This is a genomic window from Xanthomonas vasicola pv. musacearum NCPPB 4379 (genome assembly GCF_000277895.2).
GTDB lineage: Bacteria > Pseudomonadota > Gammaproteobacteria > Xanthomonadales > Xanthomonadaceae > Xanthomonas > Xanthomonas vasicola.
This window is the reverse complement of sequence record NZ_CP034655.1, coordinates 3,887,018-3,904,142: the sequence shown is the minus strand read 5'-3', so window position 1 is coordinate 3,904,142 and position 17,125 is coordinate 3,887,018. Positions and strand designations below refer to the sequence as shown.

The following is a 17,125-nucleotide window of genomic DNA, read 5'->3' as shown; positions in this document are numbered from 1 at the left end:
ATAAGTTGAAGAGGTGACGTTTTTTATCAACGAGAACATGGAGCGTGAAATGAACAGCCAGCAGAACGACGTCGCTTTCGAAATCGAAGTGATCGAGGAAGCCACCGCTCCGGTGGATTGCCTCTGCAATACTGTGACCTGCCCGTAATCAGGCGGGACTCGGCGGCCTGCGCGCGTCGTAGGCCGCCTCTGGCGCAAACGATGAAGATGGTAACGCATATGACCGTCCAGGCTGCGCTGGCTCGGCTAGTGGTAAACCCGCACGCTGCGCTACACGTACTTCGCGGGGGCTGCCCCGCCGAATTCGGCGTAGTGCTGGCACCTGATACCCACGCGGCTTTGAACGTGTTCTTGGAGTCGCATGGCGCCGTATTCCGGGCCTCGGTACTCATGTTGCGCAAGCGGCGTCTGGACAATATCCTCGACGCTCTAACGGTAACGTCGCGATTATTCTCTGAGTACGAGCTGTCGTGCTATTGGGATGATTATCTCGCGTCCATCGCGACCAAGGCGCAGACACCCAAGAATCCGCTGCTCGAGTCGGTGGCTTTCGGGCGTTTCGTCATTAAGGCGCTGCCGGCGGACGATCCGCATGTCACGCTGGTCGAATATGACGTCACCCGCAACGGAGTTGCAGCCGCCGCGGCCACCGCCAGCCGCTACACACTTCACGAATCGCCTGAGCGAGGCTTACTGCTACTGCATCCGGCTTCGCAGATCGTCGGGTTCATGGTAAACGTCGCGGGTCTCGTGAAAGCCGTCACCTCCGGCATGACGCGCAATGCGGTACTGGATGCGATCGTCAAAGGTCCGGAGCGCATTCTATTTTTCAAGAACTGGAAGCGCGGCGGCGTCGGGACTCTCAAGTTGGGTTCTGCCGTGGAAAAGTCGCTCGGGTTGTTTGACGGCCGCTACTCGCATGCCGAACTCCTCAACCGGCACCCTCATTTGTCGACGCTAGTTGCGTCGTTGCTAACCGCAGGCGTCCTTGCGCCTTGCATCCCCGACGCCATGCACGAGGGCTGAACCATGTCGACAATGGTCGGTGTGAACTACAAGAGTCAGCTCCGTGAGGAGCTACTCGCCAATACGGGGTCGCTGGACATTCTCGAGGTCACGACCGAGAAAGTGTTCATCCAGAACGACGATCCGTGCTTGAGATACTAATGTCACGCCTGCCGGTTTCGCTGCACGGACTCGATCTCTCGCTTGGCTCGTCTAATGAGATGCCGGAGACCTATTGCGCAAACCTTGCTCACGCACTTTCCGCCACGCCCCACGAGTGGTTCAGCGACCACCTCTCGCTCACTGCCGAGGACGGGGTCGAGCTCGGGCATCTGATGCCGATGCAGTTGTCGAACGAGGCCCTTGAGCGCACCGTTGCGAAGATCCGGGCAGTTCAGGCGTTCAGCGACCGGCCGTTTCTCGTCGAGAACATCACTTCTTACTATCCAATCCCGGGTTCGAGCATCCCCGAGGCGGATTTCCTGCGCATGCTGTGCGAGGCGACAGGCTGTGGCCTGCTCCTTGATGTGAACAACCTCTACATTAACGCGTCGAACCACCACTTCGATCCGATGACCTATTTGGAGCAGCTGCCGCTCGACCGCATCATCGAGGTGCATCTAGCCGGCGGGTCACGCAAGTTCGGCATGATGGTCGACACGCATGCCACGGATGTTTGGCGCGAAGTGTGGGAGCTGTTCGATCAGGTGTGTCGGCACATCCGGCCGGCGGCCGTTATCATCGAGCGCGACTCCAATTTCGGCTTGTTCAGCGACACGCTGGCCGAGCTCGATATTGCCCGCGGCATCCTGGCCCGACATGGGTTGCGGAAGCCGCTAGCGCTGACTGTCGCCGCTGCTTGACGCCATGTACTACCTGTTTGGGGAGGAAGTTGTCACAAGCCTGCTACTGCGTCGCGCAGGGGCACTGCACGCTCAACGATTAGACGATACGACGGCTGTCGCCGGCTTCAACCAATTTTTGCAGGCCCACTCGATCATAGAGGCAGCGATCGATTGGGTGGGCCCGCGACTCGTCGATTTCGAAGGCCTGAAGCCTTACGCGCCTCGGTTCGCGGAGCAGAAGAAGCGTTTCTTTGCTGAGAACTCGTCGTTGCTGCGCGAGCGGCTGGCGAACGGCTACTTCGACCGGGCATTGCAGACGCTCTCCGACAAGGCACCTCGGCTGCGCCAAATGGCGGACTTCTGTGTCCGGTTGATCGTCGTCAACCAACTGAGCGAATACACCAACGGCACCACCGAAGACACCATCGGCGTCGCGAACTTCAACTTCAAGGACGATTTCGACGAACTGGATTTCCACGAGCTGCTTGTCCACCAGCTCGTGCATATGCTGCTTTTCGTCGATGACACTCTTGACCCCCACATGGCACAGGATCGCAAGGACGTGCAGGTCGAAACCGGCTTGCCCTTCGTGATGGGCGGCACCTGCTTCCCGATCTACCTGGCGTTTCACAGCTATATCGTTGCCGTCGAGATGCTGCTTTACCGCGAGGCCACCGGGCAGCTGGAGGCGTGTCCGGTTTACCATCGCTCGACGGTGCGGGTGATCCGCATCATCCATGCCTTGGGCCAAGCCATGCGTACGAACTGCGCGATGTTCGACGCGCGCGGACGCGACATTCTGGACCGGGCGTTCGTCCGGGCCGAGGCGGTGGTGGGACGTGTTCAAGCGGCGGCGGCCTATGCGCCCGCATAGCCGCTCGCTGTCCACCTTTGATCTGCTGGGGTTGGCCCTGCGCCACTATCGCGTCGAGCTCAAGGAGCGCGTGACGCGGTACAAGCAGGTCCTGCTGGTGATCGCCTTGCTTGCGCTGCCGGGCTTGCCCGCCTTCAAGGCGGTCGTGCTGGCCCCTCTACAGCAGGTCTTCGCCCGGAACTCCGCGGCCGGGGCCAGCGCGGTCGGGTATGTCCTCGTGCTGGCGCTCTGGGCGGCGCTCCAGCGTGGTGCCGTGGGCTCTGTAGCGGCGGCCGCGATCATGAACAGCCTGCCCCTGCGGCGGCTCCAGGTGTTGCTCCGCGACGCGCTGTTTCTTGCGTCGGTGTCGACCCCTTGGACTGTGCTGCTCGCGGTTGCTGCAGGGACCGCGCCATACCCCATGAATATGGTCGAACGCGGCGTGGCCATGCTGGCGGTAAGCGCGATCGCACTCACCGTGCAGTTGGCGATACTGCGTGCGCGTTACGCCGTTGCGGCGATCAGCGTCGGCGCGGCCGTTCTTGCGTGCGGGGACGCAAGACCTGGCGCAAGGATGCTTGCGGCGACCGTTATCATCGCCGCCGTCGCCTGGCTCGGGAGCTGCCCGCCGTTGCCCCGCGATTTTCGGCCACGTCAAGCCAAGCGCTGCGCGACAGGCGGACTCGCCGCATGGCGGCGCACCACTCTGACGGCCCTGTATTGGATTGGCCTGTACCGCGGTAGGCATGGGGCCTACCGCCTTACGCTGGCACTGGTCGCCGCGCTTGGGGTATTTGTTGCCCTGCTGGTTGCCCAGTCCGACGGGACACCTTCCCGCGCGGTCGGATTAGCCGCCGCCTATGCGGCACTCGCGACGGGTGTTCTCGGGCTCGGTTTCGGCACGCTGACGGGGCACCAACGGGCTTATGCGGGTGTTCTCGCGCCGCTGCCGATCGCGCGTCCGGTGCGGGTGCTCCAGGCGATCGTGGCGGTGGAAGGTCCGGCGTTACTGTTCGTCGGCGTTCTGTTGTCCCTGGTTGCGGCCCGCAGCGGGCTGCGCTATGGAGCGCTGGTGGCGGTCTGTGCGATGCTGCTCAGCGCGTTCCAGTACGTCGCCTACCGCGCGTGGCCCAGGCACACGATCGCCGCCGGATTGCTGTTCTCCATTTCTATCGTAGTTGCCACCTCCTGGGTGGCGTCCGTATGAGCGCGATGACCATGCTTCCACTGTCCTTGACTGAACTGACGATCTCGTACGGGCGGACGAAGATCTTTGATGAGCTGACACACGCGTTTCCGACCGGCTGTCACGTCATCGCAGGCCCTAATGGTGCAGGCAAATCGACCTTGTTGGGCGCCGTGTGCGGCATCATTCCGTATCGCGGCCGGATCTCCATTGCCGGACACGATTTGAAACGCAATTTCATCGACGCGCGCCGCAACTTGGCCTTCGTCCCAGATGCGGCTACGTTTTACCCCTTCGTGACGGGAGAAGAGTACGCACGCCTGGTAGCGCGCGCGCACGGACAGGGCGAGGCCGTGGGCGGCGCGCGATTTACACACCTCGTCCACCGCCTCAACGTCGAACCCTACCTCGGCACAACGTTCGGCGAGGCGTCGCTCGGCACCCGCAAGAAATTCATGCATCTGGCTGCGTTGCTGATCGAGCGCCCACTGCTCGTGCTGGACGAACCGTTTAACGGACTCGACCAAATAACCGCCGACGCGCTCGTCGAGCTGATCCATGATGCATCCCGCGTAGGGACAGTCCTGATGACCTGTCATCAGCCGGCGTTCGTCGAGGCCACTGAGGCCACCTTATGGCACATTGGGCAGGCGCCGCACGACCTATTGCGCCCTGAGGCACACGCGCTTGCCTTCGCCTGACTTCGTCCGCTTTCGGACCGGGCAGTTCCTCGCCATCCTCGGCGGTCGCTGCAGCTTCCTGAGTCTGTCGTGGTGGCTGCTGGCACGCACCGGGTCCAAGGCCGACTTTACGCGGTTGGCGCTTATTTTTTCGTTGTGTGGGCTGGTCAGCCTCCCCATCTTCGCGTCGCTGGCTGATCGCTGGTCGCGCAAGGCCTGTGCCCTCGCCGCGGACCTTTGGTCGCTTGCAGGCGTGATCGCGCTTTGGGCTGCGACGTGGGATGGGCACTACCGCCCGCTGGTCACCGAGCTCATTGTCGGCTCGCTTGCGTTGGGCGTGAGCCTGATGACGGCCGTGTCCGGCAGCATCATTCCGTCGCTAGTGCAGTGCGAACGCCTTGGGGAGGCTTTTGCGGCGATTACCGCCTCACAGGCCCTCGTCTTTCTGCTGGCGCCGCTGCTCGCCGGATTCGGCGCGACTTGGATCCCATTGTCGCTGGCCCTCGCGGTCAACGCGGCGATGCTCGTGGTTACGCTGCTGTTGACCGCCTCGATCCGTGCCCCCGAGGCGGCGTTGCCGGGTGGGGTGCGCGATGGCTGGTTCACCAGTGTGACTGCGGGGGTGCGGCTGTCGATTCGCATTCCGGCAGAGCGGGACTGGAACGTGATCGGCGCGGTCATCAACGGGTGCGTCATTCCGTTTGTCTCCCTGACAGTGCCCGTTCTCGTTCTCCATGAGCAACGGCAGCCCGCGTGGTATGTGGGCGCGTTCAGCGCCGCCATGGCCATCGGACTATGGGCAGGCAGCCGCCTGACGCCGCGTCGGCGTGGTTCGGTTTCATCCTTGTCAGCGGCTGTCGGCAGCGTTGCGCTCATCGGCGCGGGCATTGGCCTCTACGCAGTATGTTCATCTGCGGGGACGCTGGCGGTCGGTTCGTTCGTGTGCGGCGTGGGGACCGGGCTGCATAACGTACGGTGCGCGGCGTATCGGAGCGCGGCGACACCGGCGGCGTTCCGGGCACGGCTCTCAAGTTGGGGCAAGTGGTTGAGCCAAGCGGCCGTGCCGGTCGGGCTCGGCGGCGTCGGATGGCTGCTGCAGCACACGTCCGCCTGCGTGGCTGCAGCCACGGCCGCCGGGATCGTCGGGTGTTGCAGCATGGCGCTGTACTTCGCGCAGGGGGTTCGCGAGCTGTTGGCGCGCCCTCTGCTGGACGCGCATGACTACTACCTCGTCCGCTACCCGGCTGCGTTCGGGGCGAGCGACCTTCGCGAGCAACCCCGTGCATTTCCTTAAGAAGCACATCCAGTATGCCTCGGCGTTCCAGCGCCACGGCTATATCGTGCTGCGACCGGCATTTTCGGGCGCGGCCCTCGACCGATTGCGAGTGCTGGCCGATTTCCTCGAAGCCGCACCGGAAATCGCCGGTCGCTGGATGAAGTATTTCGAGCGCGGACGCTGGGGCACGCGTCTTCTCAATCGGGTCGAGGCGTTTCTTGAGCATTGCCCCGAGGCGCCAGCAGTTTTTGACAACCCGGCGATGCATGACGCGGTCTTTGCCGCCTTCGGGCGGCCGTATGTGCTATTCAAGGAAAAGCTCAACCTCAAGCCGGCGGGCGGCGGGGGCTACGCGCCGCATCAGGACGCGCCTGCTTGGCGCCTGCTGACGCAAGAGGCGGTCTCTGTAATGGTCGCGGTGGACGAAACAACGGCGAAAAATGGAGCGCTGCAGGTCGATTGCGAGTTCGCACCCTGCTTCCCCATTCGCACGGTCAGTTGGTGGATGCATGCTCCATTTCGTGGGAGGCGCTCTACCTGTTGCCCGGCGACGCGGTCGTGTTCAGCGCGTTTCTGCCTCACCAGTCCAGCCCCAATAGAAGCCGGTCCCACCGCCGCGCCTTCTTCCTGACTTACAACGCCTCGGAAGAAGGGGACCTGCGCGAGGTCTATTTCGCGCACAAGCGTCGCGTCTTTCCACCGGAAGTAGAACGGGCTGACACGGCCGCCGTGGCCGGTTGGCGCTCGCGCCTTGCTCGCGAACTGCTATGACCGATCTCAGCGCATTGCCCGAACCGGTCGATGCGGCCGATCCAGTCGATTGTCCCGCACGCTGGGAGCAGCGTGCCGACAAGTTCGCGTGCACGCTCGTGTGGGCGCGCACTCAGATCGGTGAAGCGAGCTTCGGGGCGGGCAACCTCGCCGACCAAGGCCTCATCAAGGTGTTCGAGATCTGCTATGACATGGCATGGCATGCGCTCAACGAGTACCTGCGCTGGCAGGGTCTGATCGATTTGCATGGACCGCGGGACACATTCCGCGAGGCCTTCGCGCGAGGTGTCGTCGGCGACGGAGAGCTGTGGATGGAGATGTGTGCGTGCAGAGCGCTGGCGGCGAAGTCGCACCATGGCGTCATTGCACGCGAGCTTGCCTACGCCATCGTCCAGCGCCATCTGCCGCTGCTCGAATCGCTCGCCGCACGCCTCAAGGCGTTTCGCGATGAGCGACGTTGACGCCCCGGCGCCAGGCGGCGGGGCCGCTGCGCACTGGCAGTGCATGGGCGTGGTCTTCGCCCAATGCGTCACGGTGGAAGAGGTATGCCTGTACGGATCGCGCGCACGCGGAACGAACCGGCCCAATTCCGATATTGATCTGTGCGTAACCTCCAGCACACTCGACTTTATTGGTCTGGCGCGGCTTGGCGAGGCGCTGGCCGATCTGGGCTTGCCGTGGAAGATCGACCTAACGCTGCGTCGGACGCGGACCCCTCCGGTCACGGCGCAGCCAGCATTCAACCTAGCGCACCAGATCGCGCGCTATGCGGTTCCTGTCTTCGTTCGCGCGCCTGAGCGATGAGCGCGCGGCGTTCCTTGTGGACCGCCTGCGCTGAGCAGGGCGATGAACGGTTCGAAAAAGCCGGCAAGGCGCCGCAGGTCGGCGTCCACGGCGCTCGCTCGCACAGGCATCGCGAGCGAGCTGGCGGCTCACCGCAATACGTTGAGATACGCGTCACCGACTCGTGCGTCAGGTGCTTTTAACAGCGGTTAGCAAACAGCGTGCGACGCATCTCATCAAGCTTTATGTCTTCCAATAGCTCCGCCAAATTTATCCGCGACTGTTCACTCGAAACGCATCTACATCCAAGTACAGGACCGTTGCCGCGAACTCGGGGCTAAGCTTTCAGCCTCCGCAAAATTAATCCAGTCATAGTTCAGAGGTCTTCGGACACCTAACTGCACGCTGTCGAAGCCGTCCGACGAGTAGATCAAACCTAAGCGAACGCTTAGTCCGAGCGCGACGACGCAAACTCCGCACATACTGCGGGAGTGCATAGCCGCCATGCCAGCGCTGCATGCACGCAGCCGATCGCCAAGGCGCCCAGGCCGGTCAATAGCAACGCTGCCTGGCGGGTCGCCTGCAGGCGCGCCTGCATTTGTGGCCACTCCGGGCTTTGCAGCACATCGGCAGGCAACAGCGTTTGTACGCCGTCGAACAACGGCCCGATCAACGCCAGCCCGCCGAAATTAAGCAGCCCGGTCACCATCAGCACCGCAACGAAGCCGACTCTTGCCCACTCGCGCCGCTGTAGCAGTGCCCAACTCAACCAGGAGAAGGCAGCCGAGAGCACCATGCCGGCGACAGAGAGCGACATCGCATGATCGATTAGCCATTGCCAGGAGTGGGGCAGGGTGATGCCTTCGGGCAGTCCCAACGATGCTGCACCCGGCGTCAGCGCGATGATTGCGATCTGCACCAGATTGGCCAGCACGCTGGCCACCCCCAGTAACAACGAGACCCACGCCAACGAGGTCACGAAGCCGCCACGCTGCTTTGCCGATGTTGGTTGCATGGTGCTCATTGCAGCGATGCGATGTGGGCAGCCACCATCGCCTGGCCGGGGGGATCTAGCGCAGGTTGCAGTTGCGCGTACCACGCAGGCACTGCATCGGCTGGCAGGCATTCGCGCAACAGCGGTGTGCTGCGCTCCAGAAAGGCTTCAAGAAACGGTAGCCCGCGCACGTACAGGAAGTGGCTGTCGGTAATCGACATGCCGGCATAGGCTTCGCGCAACCATTCCAGGTGCGGCAGCGCATGCGCGCCGTGGCCGGCACGGTTGAGTGCGGTGAGGAAGCTGGTGCGTGCGGTGGCGGGCGAGGTCGATCGCTCCTGCGCGTTGAGATCGTCGAACGTCAGCAACCATTGCTCACCACGGTCGATCTCGTTGCACATCACCGAGGTGGTCGCCAGCTGTAGTGCGTTGTGGGCGGTGGGCTCCAGCGCGTACAGCGCCAGCCAGTAGGGGTAGGCCTCGCGATAGCGGTCCAATGCACTCAACGACAGCGCGCACGGGCGCTGCGCGTCTGCGCCAAGGTGAAGCTGCGCCTGCGCAGCGTTATAGGCACCCACATGGTCGCCCCGCTGAAACGCGGTCAGCGCTGCTTGCAGTGCGGGGTCGATTTCAGCCGCCGCCTCCGGCTCGTCTCCGGCAGCGACAGGTGCTGCCGTCGGTTCTGTGCGCGGCGTGTTTGCCGCAGCGTTCTTGCGTCCAAACAAACGGTCCCACAGGCCCATCGCGTTCCTTCCCTGCGCCAGTGGTGAGTGGAAGCGCCGCCATGCCGGCGGCGCACCGGTCATGCGGCGGACCGATGCAGCGCCTCACGCGTGGCGATGGCGCGTTACCGGTCCTGCACCAAGCTTAGAGCCACTTGCGTAGCACCAGGTGAGTGCAGGGCAACCAAGCGCGTGCGTTGGCTTGCGTGCCGTGCTGCTGCTTACGCTGTCCGTGATCGCGCAGCCGTGGCCATGGACACGCGCAAGGCCCGAGCACTGCGCGTGTCGTTCGCTTCCATCTACGAACGGACACGAACAGTTTCACCAGGTTCAAGGCTTCACTTGCTCATTGAACAGCTTGAGGATGCGCTTGTACTCGTCCAGCCACGAATCGGCACGCGTAAAGCCGTGGCGTTCCAACGGGTACGGCGCTATCTGCCAGTTGTCCTTATGTAGCTCCATCAACTTCTGGGTCATGTCGACCGAGTCCTTGAAGAACACGTTGTCGTCGATCATGCCGTGCGCGATCAGCAGATGGTCGCGCAAGCCCTCGGCGTAGTTGATCGGCGAAGAGCTCTTATAGGCCTCCGGATCCAGCTCGGGCGTGTTGAGGATGTTGGAGGTGTATTCGTGGTTGTACTGCATCCAGTCACCGACCGGACGCAGCGCCGCACCGGCCTTGAAGGTGCCCGGGCTGCGGAACAGCGCCATGTAGGTCATGAAGCCGCCGTACGAGCCGCCATAGATGCCGGCGCGTGCGCGATCGCCCTGCTTGGTGGCGACCAGCCAGTCCAGCCCGTCCAGATAATCTTCCAGCTCCGGGTGGCCCATGTTGCGATAGATCGCGGTGCGCCAATCGCGGCCGTAGCCTTCGGAGGCGCGGTAGTCCAGATCCAGCACGATATAGCCCTGCTGCACCAGCAGGTTGTGGAACATCTGCTCACGGAAATACGGCGTGTAGCGCTCGGAGACATTCTGCAGATACCCGGCGCCGTGCACGAACATCACGATCGGATATTGCTTGCCCGGCTCTGGATTGGTCGGCCCGTAATACTTGCCCCACACCGTGCCGGCACCGTGTTTGGACGGAACTTGCACGTACTGCGGCGCAATCCACGGCTGCGCCTTGAATGCGGGCGTGCGCGTGTCGGTGAGCACGGTGGCCTGGCTACCGGTGGCCGGCACCACCGCCAGTTGCGTCGGCAGATAGCTACCGGAATAGCGCACCAGCAACTGCTGCCCGTTCGGCGACAGGCTGAAGCCTTCCACGCCGTTCAATGCGGTGACTTCGGTGAGCTGATCGCTGCGCAGGTCGAGCTTGCAGACCTCGTAATCGCCTGGCCATTTCTGGTTGCACATGAAGAACATGCCGCTGCCATCGGCGCTGGGCACCGGCATCGACACTTCCCATTGACCGCGGGTGCGCTGGCGCGGTTTGCCGTTGCCTTCCACGGTGTACAGCTGCGAATAGCCGGATTCTTCCGACAGCAGCCATAGCGTGCGGTTGTCGGGCAGCCAGCCGAAATCATTGAAGTCCCAGCTGATCCAGGCGCTATCGCTCAGGCGGTGACGCGGCTGCAGCCTGGCCTTGTCCAGGTCCACGCTGGCGATCCAGCGGTCCTTGTTGTCCACCGCACGAATTTCCACCGCCACGTTGCGGCCGTCATCGCTCCAGTGCACTGCCGGCCCGCTACCGTCGCCATCGCTTTCCACACGGACCGCGCGGTTGCCCTTGAGGGCTTCGCGCTTGGCGGCCTTGCGCAATGCGGCCAGTGGGTCGGTGGCAATGCCCGGCAGTGGGTCGAAAGACAGCGTTTTAGCCGTGCCCGAGGTGACATCCACCAGCCACAGCGCGTGCGCCGCCGGTGCATTGCGGCCGACGCGGGTGCGTACTTCCTGGAATTCTTCGTAACCGGATTCGGTCACGTATTTGGGCATCTTGCCGGCCTGGCCCTCGTCGGCGTTCTTGGCCTGGGTGACCACCAGCAAATGGCGGCCGTCCGGCGACAATGCGCTGTCGACGATCTCCACCTCATCGCCCAGATACACCGGCGCTGCCGCACGCGTGGTGTCGGCACGGCGCCAGGCGTCTTCCTGCGTGCGCAGCGCGTCGCGTTGCTCCTTGTCGCGGCGCAAGGTGGCCAGCGTGGCCAGTTGCTGTTCGCGCAGTACATCGGCCTTGGGGGGGGCGTTGGGGTCGCGCTCGGCCTTGACCACGGCCACCTGCGCGGTGCCGCCATCGGCGCGCCAGTGGTACCAGTTGTTGCCCGCGCGCCAGATCGCACCGCCATCGCTGGCGAACTGCGGATACGATTCGATCTCGTTGCTGCGGGTCAGCTGGGTCAGCGCACCGGTGCGCAGATCGCGCAGGAAGATGTCGCCATTACGTGCGAACAGCATGCGCTGGCGGGTCGCGTCGTAACTGGGGTTTGCCGCATCCAGGCCTGCGCGCGCCGTGTCGGCCACACGTTCGGCGGTGCCGCCGCCGGTGCTCTGGCGATAGGTGTCGCGCACCGGGCTGCCATCGCGCTTGAGCAGGTATTGCACCTGTTTGCCGTCCCATTGCCACCAGGCCTGGTCCACCGACGGCCCGATCCAGTCCGGGTCGGCCATCGCCTGTTCGATGGTGAGCGGGGCGGCAGACTGCGCATGCACAGCGGTGGCCAGCAGCAGAAGGGTCAACGGCAACAAGCTAGGCATCGGACACGGCTGGACGCAAAGGGAGCGCGCAAGCCTAGCAGTTCGCCTCCGCAGCGGGCTTGGGCCACAGGTCATGCGTGCGTGGCTGCGTGCGGTGCTGCAGAAACCACGTGCTTGACATGAGCGAGCGCGACCATCTCTTGCGCTGATTAAGGCCTGTGCCTGCAGGTGAGAGCAATCGGCACAATCAGCGAGGCGCGCTGCGACAGCGAGAGAATGAACACTTCAACTCCACGGTGCTGACGATGCTAAGCGCACCGCGTGCTGCTGCGAACGCACAGACGCAAAAGAGGAAAGATCTTCTCTAAATGCCGGAAAACGCACGACCAGCAAGGTGTCACGCCAATTACCCACAGTGAAAACGAATCTATGCATCGCAGCGCCGCGAAGGTGTGCCCGCTGCGCAGGCAACCAATGGCGCCAGTCGCCTACCTGCCACGCCTCCACATCGATCAACACGATTTAGAGCGGCTAACAAACGTAGCGAGCAGTCGTCAGGCGAGCGCAGACGGCGCGGAGGAACCGCCGTATACGCGTGGGACATGCCGATTCCGAGCACCGGCCGCGCCCGCCTGGCGGCTGCGCAGTCGTTTTGTTGGCTGCTCTTAGCGCAGACAGGAACCTCCCGACTTGCCAGCAGCGCAGGTGGCGGCCAAGCTAGCGCGCTTTTGCGACCGTCGGTTTTCATGTCCAGCCAGCCTGCTCCCGCTATTTCCCATCCGATGGCTGTTGGTGCGCTCGACCGGCCGCTGGCCTGGCGCGCGGGGCAGTCGGTTAATCTGGCCACCTTCATCGCACATGTGCACGGTCTGGCGCAGCAGCTGCCCGAGGGCAGCCATGCGGTGAATCTGTGCGAAGACCGCTACCGGTTCATGGTGGCGTTTTACGCATGTGCGCTGCGCGGGCAGGTCTCGCTGCTGCCGTCGTCGCGCGCACCGGCGGTGGTGGGCGAAGTGCAGGCGCGGCACGCCGATGCGTACTGCCTGGGCGATCTGGATTTGGAACTTGCGCCGCCTCTGTATTGGCAGCTGCCAGCCGAATTGCCACAGGCCGAGGGCCCGATTCCGCAACTGGCCGACGATGCACTGGTGGCGATCGGTTTCACTTCCGGTAGCACCGGCAGCCCGCAACCCAATCCCAAGACATGGGGCAGCTTTCTGACGAGCACGCGTCAGGATCTGGTCGCGCTGGAAAGCCTGTGGGCGCACACCGACGCCGTGCCGCACGTGGTCGCCACGGTGCCGCCGCAGCACATGTATGGCATGGAGTTGTCAGTGCTGCTGCCGATGGTGACCACGCTGGCGGTGCACGCCGGGCGCCCATTCTTTCCGGACGATGTGGCACGTGCGCTGGCCGATATTCCCGCGCCGCGCGTGTTGGTGACCACGCCAGTGCATCTGCGTGCGTTGGTCGAATCCGGTGTCGCATTGCCGCCGCTGGCCGGCATCGTGTCGGCCACCGCGCCGTTGGCGCCCGAAATCGCCGCGGCGGCCGAAGCGCGTTTCGGTGGTGAAGTGCGCGAGATGTTCGGCTCCACCGAAACCTGCGTGTTTGCCGTGCGCCGCACGGCACTGGAAGCGGCGTGGACGCCTTTGCCCGGCGTGCGCCTGGAAACGCAGGCTGCAGGCACGCTGGTGCACGCGCCGCATCTGGCCAAACCAGTGCTGCTGGCCGACATGATGGACGTGGCCGACGACGGCCGCTTCCAGGTGCGCGGCCGTCAGGCCGATCTGCTGGAAATCGCCGGAAAGCGCGCATCGCTGGCCGATCTCACCCGGCGCCTGCTCGCCATTCCCGGCGTGGTCGACGGCACCATCGTGCAACTCGCGCCCGACCCCGGCCAGGCGGTCGGACGCATCGCCGCGCTGGTGGTCGCCCCGACCCTGGACGAAGCCCAGGTACTGACCGCACTCCGTGTCAGCTTTGACCCAGTGTTCCTGCCGCGCCGCCTGCGCAAAGTCGCGGCATTGCCGCGCAACGAAACCGGCAAACTGCCGCGCGATGTGGTGCTTGGATTGCTTAACGGCTGAGCATGACCAAGCGCGTGCGTGCGTTAGTCAGGCGCTAGTGACGTGACGGTCAGCTGGGCGATGAAAGGCTGCAGACATAGCGCGAAACGCGCAAGCAGGCGTGTTTGACGCAGCGCATCGAGCGCTGCCTCAACGTGCCAGCTCATTCGGTGTTGGAGAAGTCAGCTTAAAACGTAGTGGTGTCCCAGCATTCGGCAGCGACTGTCTAACGCCTTCGATGCTCTGTTGCAGGCGCATGGAGCAGGAATGCTCCGCACCGCCTGCTCAGTCATTGCTGCTCGACCGACTGCCGCAGATATCCTCTGCGGCAAGTATGTTCACCCATGCACCCCATCGATCTCCACCGCCAGCTCATCGCGGCAAATCACCGCGTGCAGCAGCAGGCGCGGGACCGCATCGCCGAAGCGTGCGTCCAGTGCCTGCGCAACCTTGGGCAGGTCGTCGTGTTCGCGCACATAGACTTTCAGGCGGGTGCCAGCACCGAACTGCGCGGGTAGCGCAGGCGCATGCTGACGCGCGGCGCCGAGCAGGGCGTCGAAGTTGGCGAAGGTTTCTTCCAGCTGCGCCAGCAACTGGCCGGTGTGCATTGAGGCGTGGCCCACCACGGCAGCGGTGCCCGACAGCAGCAACGGCATGTCGCTGCCGGCCGGCGGCAGCATGGCGCGCGCAAAACTCGGCGACTGCGGGCCGTACTGGCGCGGGTAGTTGTAAGCGCTGACCTGGCGTGGATTTTCCAGCGGCGTGCCGGCATTGGCGGCTGCTAGCCAGTAGATCTGGATGATGCGCTCGGCATCGCAACGGCCCACTGCGGTGGCGGCCGGCAATTGCGCGGTGTCGAATGCGCCCAGTCCGCGTGCACGGCCCACGCAGAACTGCCGGTAACGTTCGCGGTCGCCGCTGCCTAGGGTGATGGCGTCCAGGTAATTCCAGATACGCAGCAACCGCGGCGTCTGGCTACCACTGACGAAGGCAGTGATTTCCGCATACGCCCTGGCGGCCGCTTCTTCCATATCGACATCCTGCTCGTCGATCTCGATCACGCCGAATTGCAGGTGCCCGTCGCTGGACCAGGCGATATTGCCCTCGCGGCCGCTGCGCACCGGCGCAGCGGTGCGCCACACTTCCAGCACGCTGGCCTGATAGGGCTGCAACGGCACGCGCAAATAGCGCGGGTCGTGCAGGCGCGGCGCCGCATCGCCGAAGCCGAACACGGCCAACACCTGCGGGTCGGCCAGCAACACGGCGGGGTCGGTCTGGTCGACATAGTCGACCTGCAGGCGGGGATGGCGCACGGCGTGCGTGGTCTGGGCCTGGGAAGCGGTCATTGAGCGTCTCGTTGTTGCGTGTCGCGTTGTAATGTGTCGCCGTCGAAGCCGAGCTTGGCCTGGCGCCGGCGGTGGCGCCACGACTGCCAGGCGCGCGGCATCATCGAAAAAGTGGTGAGTGCGTACAGAGCACGGAAGGCACGCAGGCGGATGCGGACTTTGGGGCTGTCGAACACATCGCCAGCCAGCATCGCCACCACCGCCTGTTCCACCTGCCAGGTATTTTGCGGCTGCGCGAACAAGGCACGCATGGTGGGCGAGGTGAAGCGGTAGATGAACCACTTGAATTCATCCACGCCACGCGTCAGTTCGCGTTGTAAAGCGCGCTGCAGTTTTGCTTCCGATTGCGGCGCGCGCAGTGCGGCATCCACCATGGCTGCGCCGCGTTCGGCGCCGTGCATGGCCAGAAACACGCCGGAAGAAAACATCGGGTCGACGAAGGTGTAGGCATCGCCCAGCATCAACCAGCCTGGCCCGGCCATGCGCGTGCATTCGTAAGCGTAATTGCCGGTGGCATGCACCGGTGCCACGCGCTCGGCGCCGAGCATGCGCGCGTTGAGCTCCGGATTGAGCGCCAGGGTGCGCATCAAAAAGCCTTCGCTATCGCCCTTGCGGGTTTTCATGTACTCGGGGTAGCAGACTGCGCCCACGCTCATGATGTCGTCCGGCAGCGGAATCAGCCACATCCAGCCATGCGCATGCCGGTAGATGCTGATGTTGCCGGCATCTTCGCCCGGGCGCCGTGTCACGCCGCGGAAGTGGCTGAACAACGCGGCCGATTGATGCTTGGCATTGGCACGTTTGAGCTTGAGGCGGGTGCCCAAAAAGGTGTCGCGGCCGCTGGCATCGAGCAGATAGCGCGGACGGAACTGCTGCACGCCGCCGTCTGCCGTGCGTGCCTGCAGCACGGGCTGTTCGCCGTCGAACGTCACCTGCTCCACGTGGACCCGTTCGCGTGCATCCACGCCGACCGCACGCGCGCGCTGGAACAACACCTGGTCGAATTGCGCACGCGGCACCTGGAAGGCGAAATCGGCCTTGGCATCGAGCGCTTGCGAAAAACGAAACGTGTTGTAGCCGCCGCTGTCGTTCGGAAAATCCGCGCCACGCTTGAGCACGCCGACGGCGCGCACATCTTCAAGCACACCCAGGCGTTGGAGAATCGGCATGTTCATCGGCAGCAACGATTCGCCGATATGAAAGCGCGGGTGCTGCTCCTTTTCGAGCAGGGAGACCGACCAGCCGAGCTCGGCAAGTGCGATGGCCGCAGTGCAGCCAGCCGGGCCGCCGCCGACGATCAGTACATCCGGACACTCCGGTCCGGGAGCCGGCCCGGCTGCCGGCATGGCGGTCGGGGTGTGGCGAACAGCGTTGGAAGTCATCCTGGAACGAACCTGTAGCGGGCGAGCGTCATGCAGTCATGATAGCCTGCTCGGCCGCCAGGACAGCTTGCGGACCGCCGATGTATGTGTGAAGAACGCCGTCAGCACGTGCAGGCGCCGGCCAGACCGCGCGGCAGATGCGCGGATTGGCAGCGAAGGCAACGTACACTACGGCCGACGCGACGCCCGCGCATTCCGATGGTCGCCCGCGCTGCTGTTGCTTGTTCTTACTTTTGTTGTCCGACCCTGACCTGTGGAAATCCTGGATGTCCTCGCAAACCGCTGCCGAACGTGAACTGGCCGAACTCCTGATCGAAAGTCTGAACCTGGAAGACGTCCAACCCGCCGACATCGATCCGGAGGCGCCGTTGTTCAACACCGGGCTGGGGTTGGACTCGATCGATGCGCTGGAACTGGCGCTGGCGATCAGCAAGCGCTACGGCTTCCAGCTGCGTTCGGACAGCGACGAGAACCGTCGCATCTTCGCGTCGCTGCGCGCATTGTCGGCGCATGTCCAAGCCAACAAGACCGTCTGATCTGCCGACTGCGCAATCCCCCGACGCACCCGCGTGG

At 64.0% G+C, this 17,125-nt stretch carries 18 protein-coding genes and 1 other RNA gene; 13 read left to right on the top strand and 6 right to left on the bottom strand.

Annotated elements, in window-relative coordinates:
• Nucleotides 1-13: 13 nt before the first annotated feature.
• The 11 genes from KWO_RS23310 (at nt 14) to KWO_RS18055 (ending at nt 7,420) form a co-directional block, all read left to right on the top strand.
• Entirely contained in the window at nt 14-148 is a 135-nt protein-coding gene (locus tag KWO_RS23310) for a hypothetical protein (RefSeq protein WP_017112526.1), read from the top strand.
• Nucleotides 149-201: 53 nt separating this feature from the next.
• On the top strand, nt 202-1,026 hold the full coding sequence (locus KWO_RS18100; protein WP_010369701.1) for a hypothetical protein: 825 nt from the start codon (nt 202-204) through the stop codon (nt 1,024-1,026).
• 140 nt (nt 1,027-1,166) lie between these two features.
• Entirely contained in the window at nt 1,167-1,868 is a 702-nt protein-coding gene (locus KWO_RS18095; protein ID WP_010381427.1) for an MbnB/TglH/ChrH family RiPP precursor modification enzyme, read from the top strand.
• Between the two features lie 4 nt (nt 1,869-1,872).
• A complete protein-coding gene (locus tag KWO_RS18090) occupies nt 1,873-2,724 on the top strand; it encodes a hypothetical protein (protein ID WP_010381428.1) in 852 nt (283 codons plus the stop codon).
• The gene (locus KWO_RS18085; protein ID WP_010369710.1) at nt 2,711-3,910 is read left to right on the top strand and encodes a hypothetical protein; all 1,200 of its coding nucleotides are present in this window, start codon (nt 2,711-2,713) and stop codon (nt 3,908-3,910) included. The genes KWO_RS18090 and KWO_RS18085 overlap by 14 nt, the downstream gene beginning before the upstream one ends.
• Complete coding sequence (locus KWO_RS18080) at nt 3,907-4,590, top strand: ATP-binding cassette domain-containing protein (protein WP_010369713.1); 684 nt, start codon at nt 3,907-3,909, stop codon at nt 4,588-4,590. Before KWO_RS18085 ends, KWO_RS18080 begins: the two co-directional genes overlap by 4 nt.
• Nucleotides 4,577-5,863: an MFS transporter gene (locus KWO_RS18075; protein ID WP_010381429.1), complete on the top strand. Its 1,287-nt coding sequence runs from the start codon at nt 4,577-4,579 to the stop codon at nt 5,861-5,863. Before KWO_RS18080 ends, KWO_RS18075 begins: the two co-directional genes overlap by 14 nt.
• Nucleotides 5,850-6,476 carry a phytanoyl-CoA dioxygenase family protein gene (locus KWO_RS18070; protein WP_026112143.1) on the top strand — a complete coding sequence of 209 codons (627 nt, stop codon included), beginning with the start codon at nt 5,850-5,852 and terminating at the stop codon, nt 6,474-6,476. The genes KWO_RS18075 and KWO_RS18070 overlap by 14 nt, the downstream gene beginning before the upstream one ends.
• Nucleotides 6,404-6,616, top strand: a complete 213-nt coding sequence (locus KWO_RS23605) for a hypothetical protein (protein WP_369333298.1) — start codon at nt 6,404-6,406, stop codon at nt 6,614-6,616. Before KWO_RS18070 ends, KWO_RS23605 begins: the two co-directional genes overlap by 73 nt.
• Entirely contained in the window at nt 6,613-7,077 is a 465-nt protein-coding gene (locus KWO_RS18060; protein ID WP_010381430.1) for a nucleotidyltransferase substrate binding protein, read from the top strand. Before KWO_RS23605 ends, KWO_RS18060 begins: the two co-directional genes overlap by 4 nt.
• Nucleotides 7,064-7,420: a nucleotidyltransferase family protein gene (locus KWO_RS18055; RefSeq protein ID WP_010369721.1), complete on the top strand. Its 357-nt coding sequence runs from the start codon at nt 7,064-7,066 to the stop codon at nt 7,418-7,420. Before KWO_RS18060 ends, KWO_RS18055 begins: the two co-directional genes overlap by 14 nt.
• Nucleotides 7,421-7,847: 427 nt before the next feature.
• Here KWO_RS18055 and KWO_RS18050 read toward each other — a convergent pair whose 3' ends face one another.
• From KWO_RS18050 to KWO_RS18035, 4 genes are all read right to left on the bottom strand, one after another.
• Nucleotides 7,848-8,423, bottom strand: coding sequence for a hypothetical protein (locus KWO_RS18050; RefSeq protein ID WP_010381431.1), 576 nt, complete (start codon nt 8,421-8,423; stop codon nt 7,848-7,850).
• Nucleotides 8,420-9,136: an SH3 domain-containing protein gene (locus KWO_RS18045; protein WP_010381432.1), complete on the bottom strand. Its 717-nt coding sequence runs from the start codon at nt 9,134-9,136 to the stop codon at nt 8,420-8,422. The genes KWO_RS18050 and KWO_RS18045 overlap by 4 nt, the downstream gene beginning before the upstream one ends.
• A 309-nt stretch (nt 9,137-9,445) precedes the next feature.
• On the bottom strand, nt 9,446-11,806 hold the full coding sequence (locus KWO_RS18040; RefSeq protein WP_026113249.1) for a S9 family peptidase: 2,361 nt from the start codon (nt 11,804-11,806) through the stop codon (nt 9,446-9,448).
• A 478-nt stretch (nt 11,807-12,284) separates the two neighbouring features.
• Nucleotides 12,285-12,359: non-coding RNA, sX9 sRNA (locus KWO_RS18035), on the bottom strand.
• Between the two features lie 142 nt (nt 12,360-12,501).
• On the opposite strand from KWO_RS18035, the gene KWO_RS18030 reads away from it, so the two are divergent.
• Complete coding sequence (locus KWO_RS18030) at nt 12,502-13,845, top strand: AMP-binding protein (protein WP_017112525.1); 1,344 nt, start codon at nt 12,502-12,504, stop codon at nt 13,843-13,845.
• Nucleotides 13,846-14,162: 317 nt separating this feature from the next.
• Here KWO_RS18030 and KWO_RS18025 read toward each other — a convergent pair whose 3' ends face one another.
• Both KWO_RS18025 and KWO_RS18020 read right to left on the bottom strand, forming a co-directional pair.
• On the bottom strand, nt 14,163-15,170 hold the full coding sequence (locus tag KWO_RS18025) for a chorismate transformation FkbO/Hyg5 family protein (RefSeq protein ID WP_017112524.1): 1,008 nt from the start codon (nt 15,168-15,170) through the stop codon (nt 14,163-14,165).
• Nucleotides 15,167-16,516 (bottom strand): NAD(P)/FAD-dependent oxidoreductase, encoded by a 1,350-nt coding sequence (locus KWO_RS18020; protein WP_017112523.1) that lies wholly within the window; start codon nt 16,514-16,516, stop codon nt 15,167-15,169. Before KWO_RS18020 ends, KWO_RS18025 begins: the two co-directional genes overlap by 4 nt.
• A gap of 302 nt (nt 16,517-16,818) precedes the next feature.
• On the opposite strand from KWO_RS18020, the gene xanC reads away from it, so the two are divergent.
• The gene (xanC, locus tag KWO_RS18015; RefSeq protein ID WP_010369747.1) at nt 16,819-17,088 is read left to right on the top strand and encodes a xanthomonadin biosynthesis acyl carrier protein XanC; all 270 of its coding nucleotides are present in this window, start codon (nt 16,819-16,821) and stop codon (nt 17,086-17,088) included.
• The last annotated feature ends 37 nt before the right edge of the window (nt 17,089-17,125 follow it).

Excerpts from the sequence above, each read along its gene's own strand:
- KWO_RS18100 (WP_010369701.1), top strand. The coding sequence starts at position 202 with ATGAAGATGGTAACGCATATGACCGTCCAGGCTGCGCTGGCTCGGCTA.
- KWO_RS18095 (WP_010381427.1), top strand. The coding sequence starts at position 1,167 with ATGTCACGCCTGCCGGTTTCGCTGCACGGACTCGATCTCTCGCTTGGC.
- KWO_RS18090 (WP_010381428.1), top strand. The coding sequence starts at position 1,873 with ATGTACTACCTGTTTGGGGAGGAAGTTGTCACAAGCCTGCTACTGCGT.
- KWO_RS18085 (WP_010369710.1), top strand. The coding sequence starts at position 2,711 with ATGCGCCCGCATAGCCGCTCGCTGTCCACCTTTGATCTGCTGGGGTTG.
- KWO_RS18080 (WP_010369713.1), top strand. The coding sequence starts at position 3,907 with ATGAGCGCGATGACCATGCTTCCACTGTCCTTGACTGAACTGACGATC.
- KWO_RS18060 (WP_010381430.1), top strand. The coding sequence starts at position 6,613 with ATGACCGATCTCAGCGCATTGCCCGAACCGGTCGATGCGGCCGATCCA.
- KWO_RS18055 (WP_010369721.1), top strand. The coding sequence starts at position 7,064 with ATGAGCGACGTTGACGCCCCGGCGCCAGGCGGCGGGGCCGCTGCGCAC.
- KWO_RS18050 (WP_010381431.1), bottom strand. The coding sequence starts at position 8,423 with ATGAGCACCATGCAACCAACATCGGCAAAGCAGCGTGGCGGCTTCGTG.
- KWO_RS18045 (WP_010381432.1), bottom strand. The coding sequence starts at position 9,136 with ATGGGCCTGTGGGACCGTTTGTTTGGACGCAAGAACGCTGCGGCAAAC.
- KWO_RS18030 (WP_017112525.1), top strand. The coding sequence starts at position 12,502 with ATGTCCAGCCAGCCTGCTCCCGCTATTTCCCATCCGATGGCTGTTGGT.
- KWO_RS18025 (WP_017112524.1), bottom strand. The coding sequence starts at position 15,170 with ATGACCGCTTCCCAGGCCCAGACCACGCACGCCGTGCGCCATCCCCGC.
- KWO_RS18020 (WP_017112523.1), bottom strand. The coding sequence starts at position 16,516 with ATGCCGGCAGCCGGGCCGGCTCCCGGACCGGAGTGTCCGGATGTACTG.
- xanC (WP_010369747.1), top strand. The coding sequence starts at position 16,819 with ATGTCCTCGCAAACCGCTGCCGAACGTGAACTGGCCGAACTCCTGATC.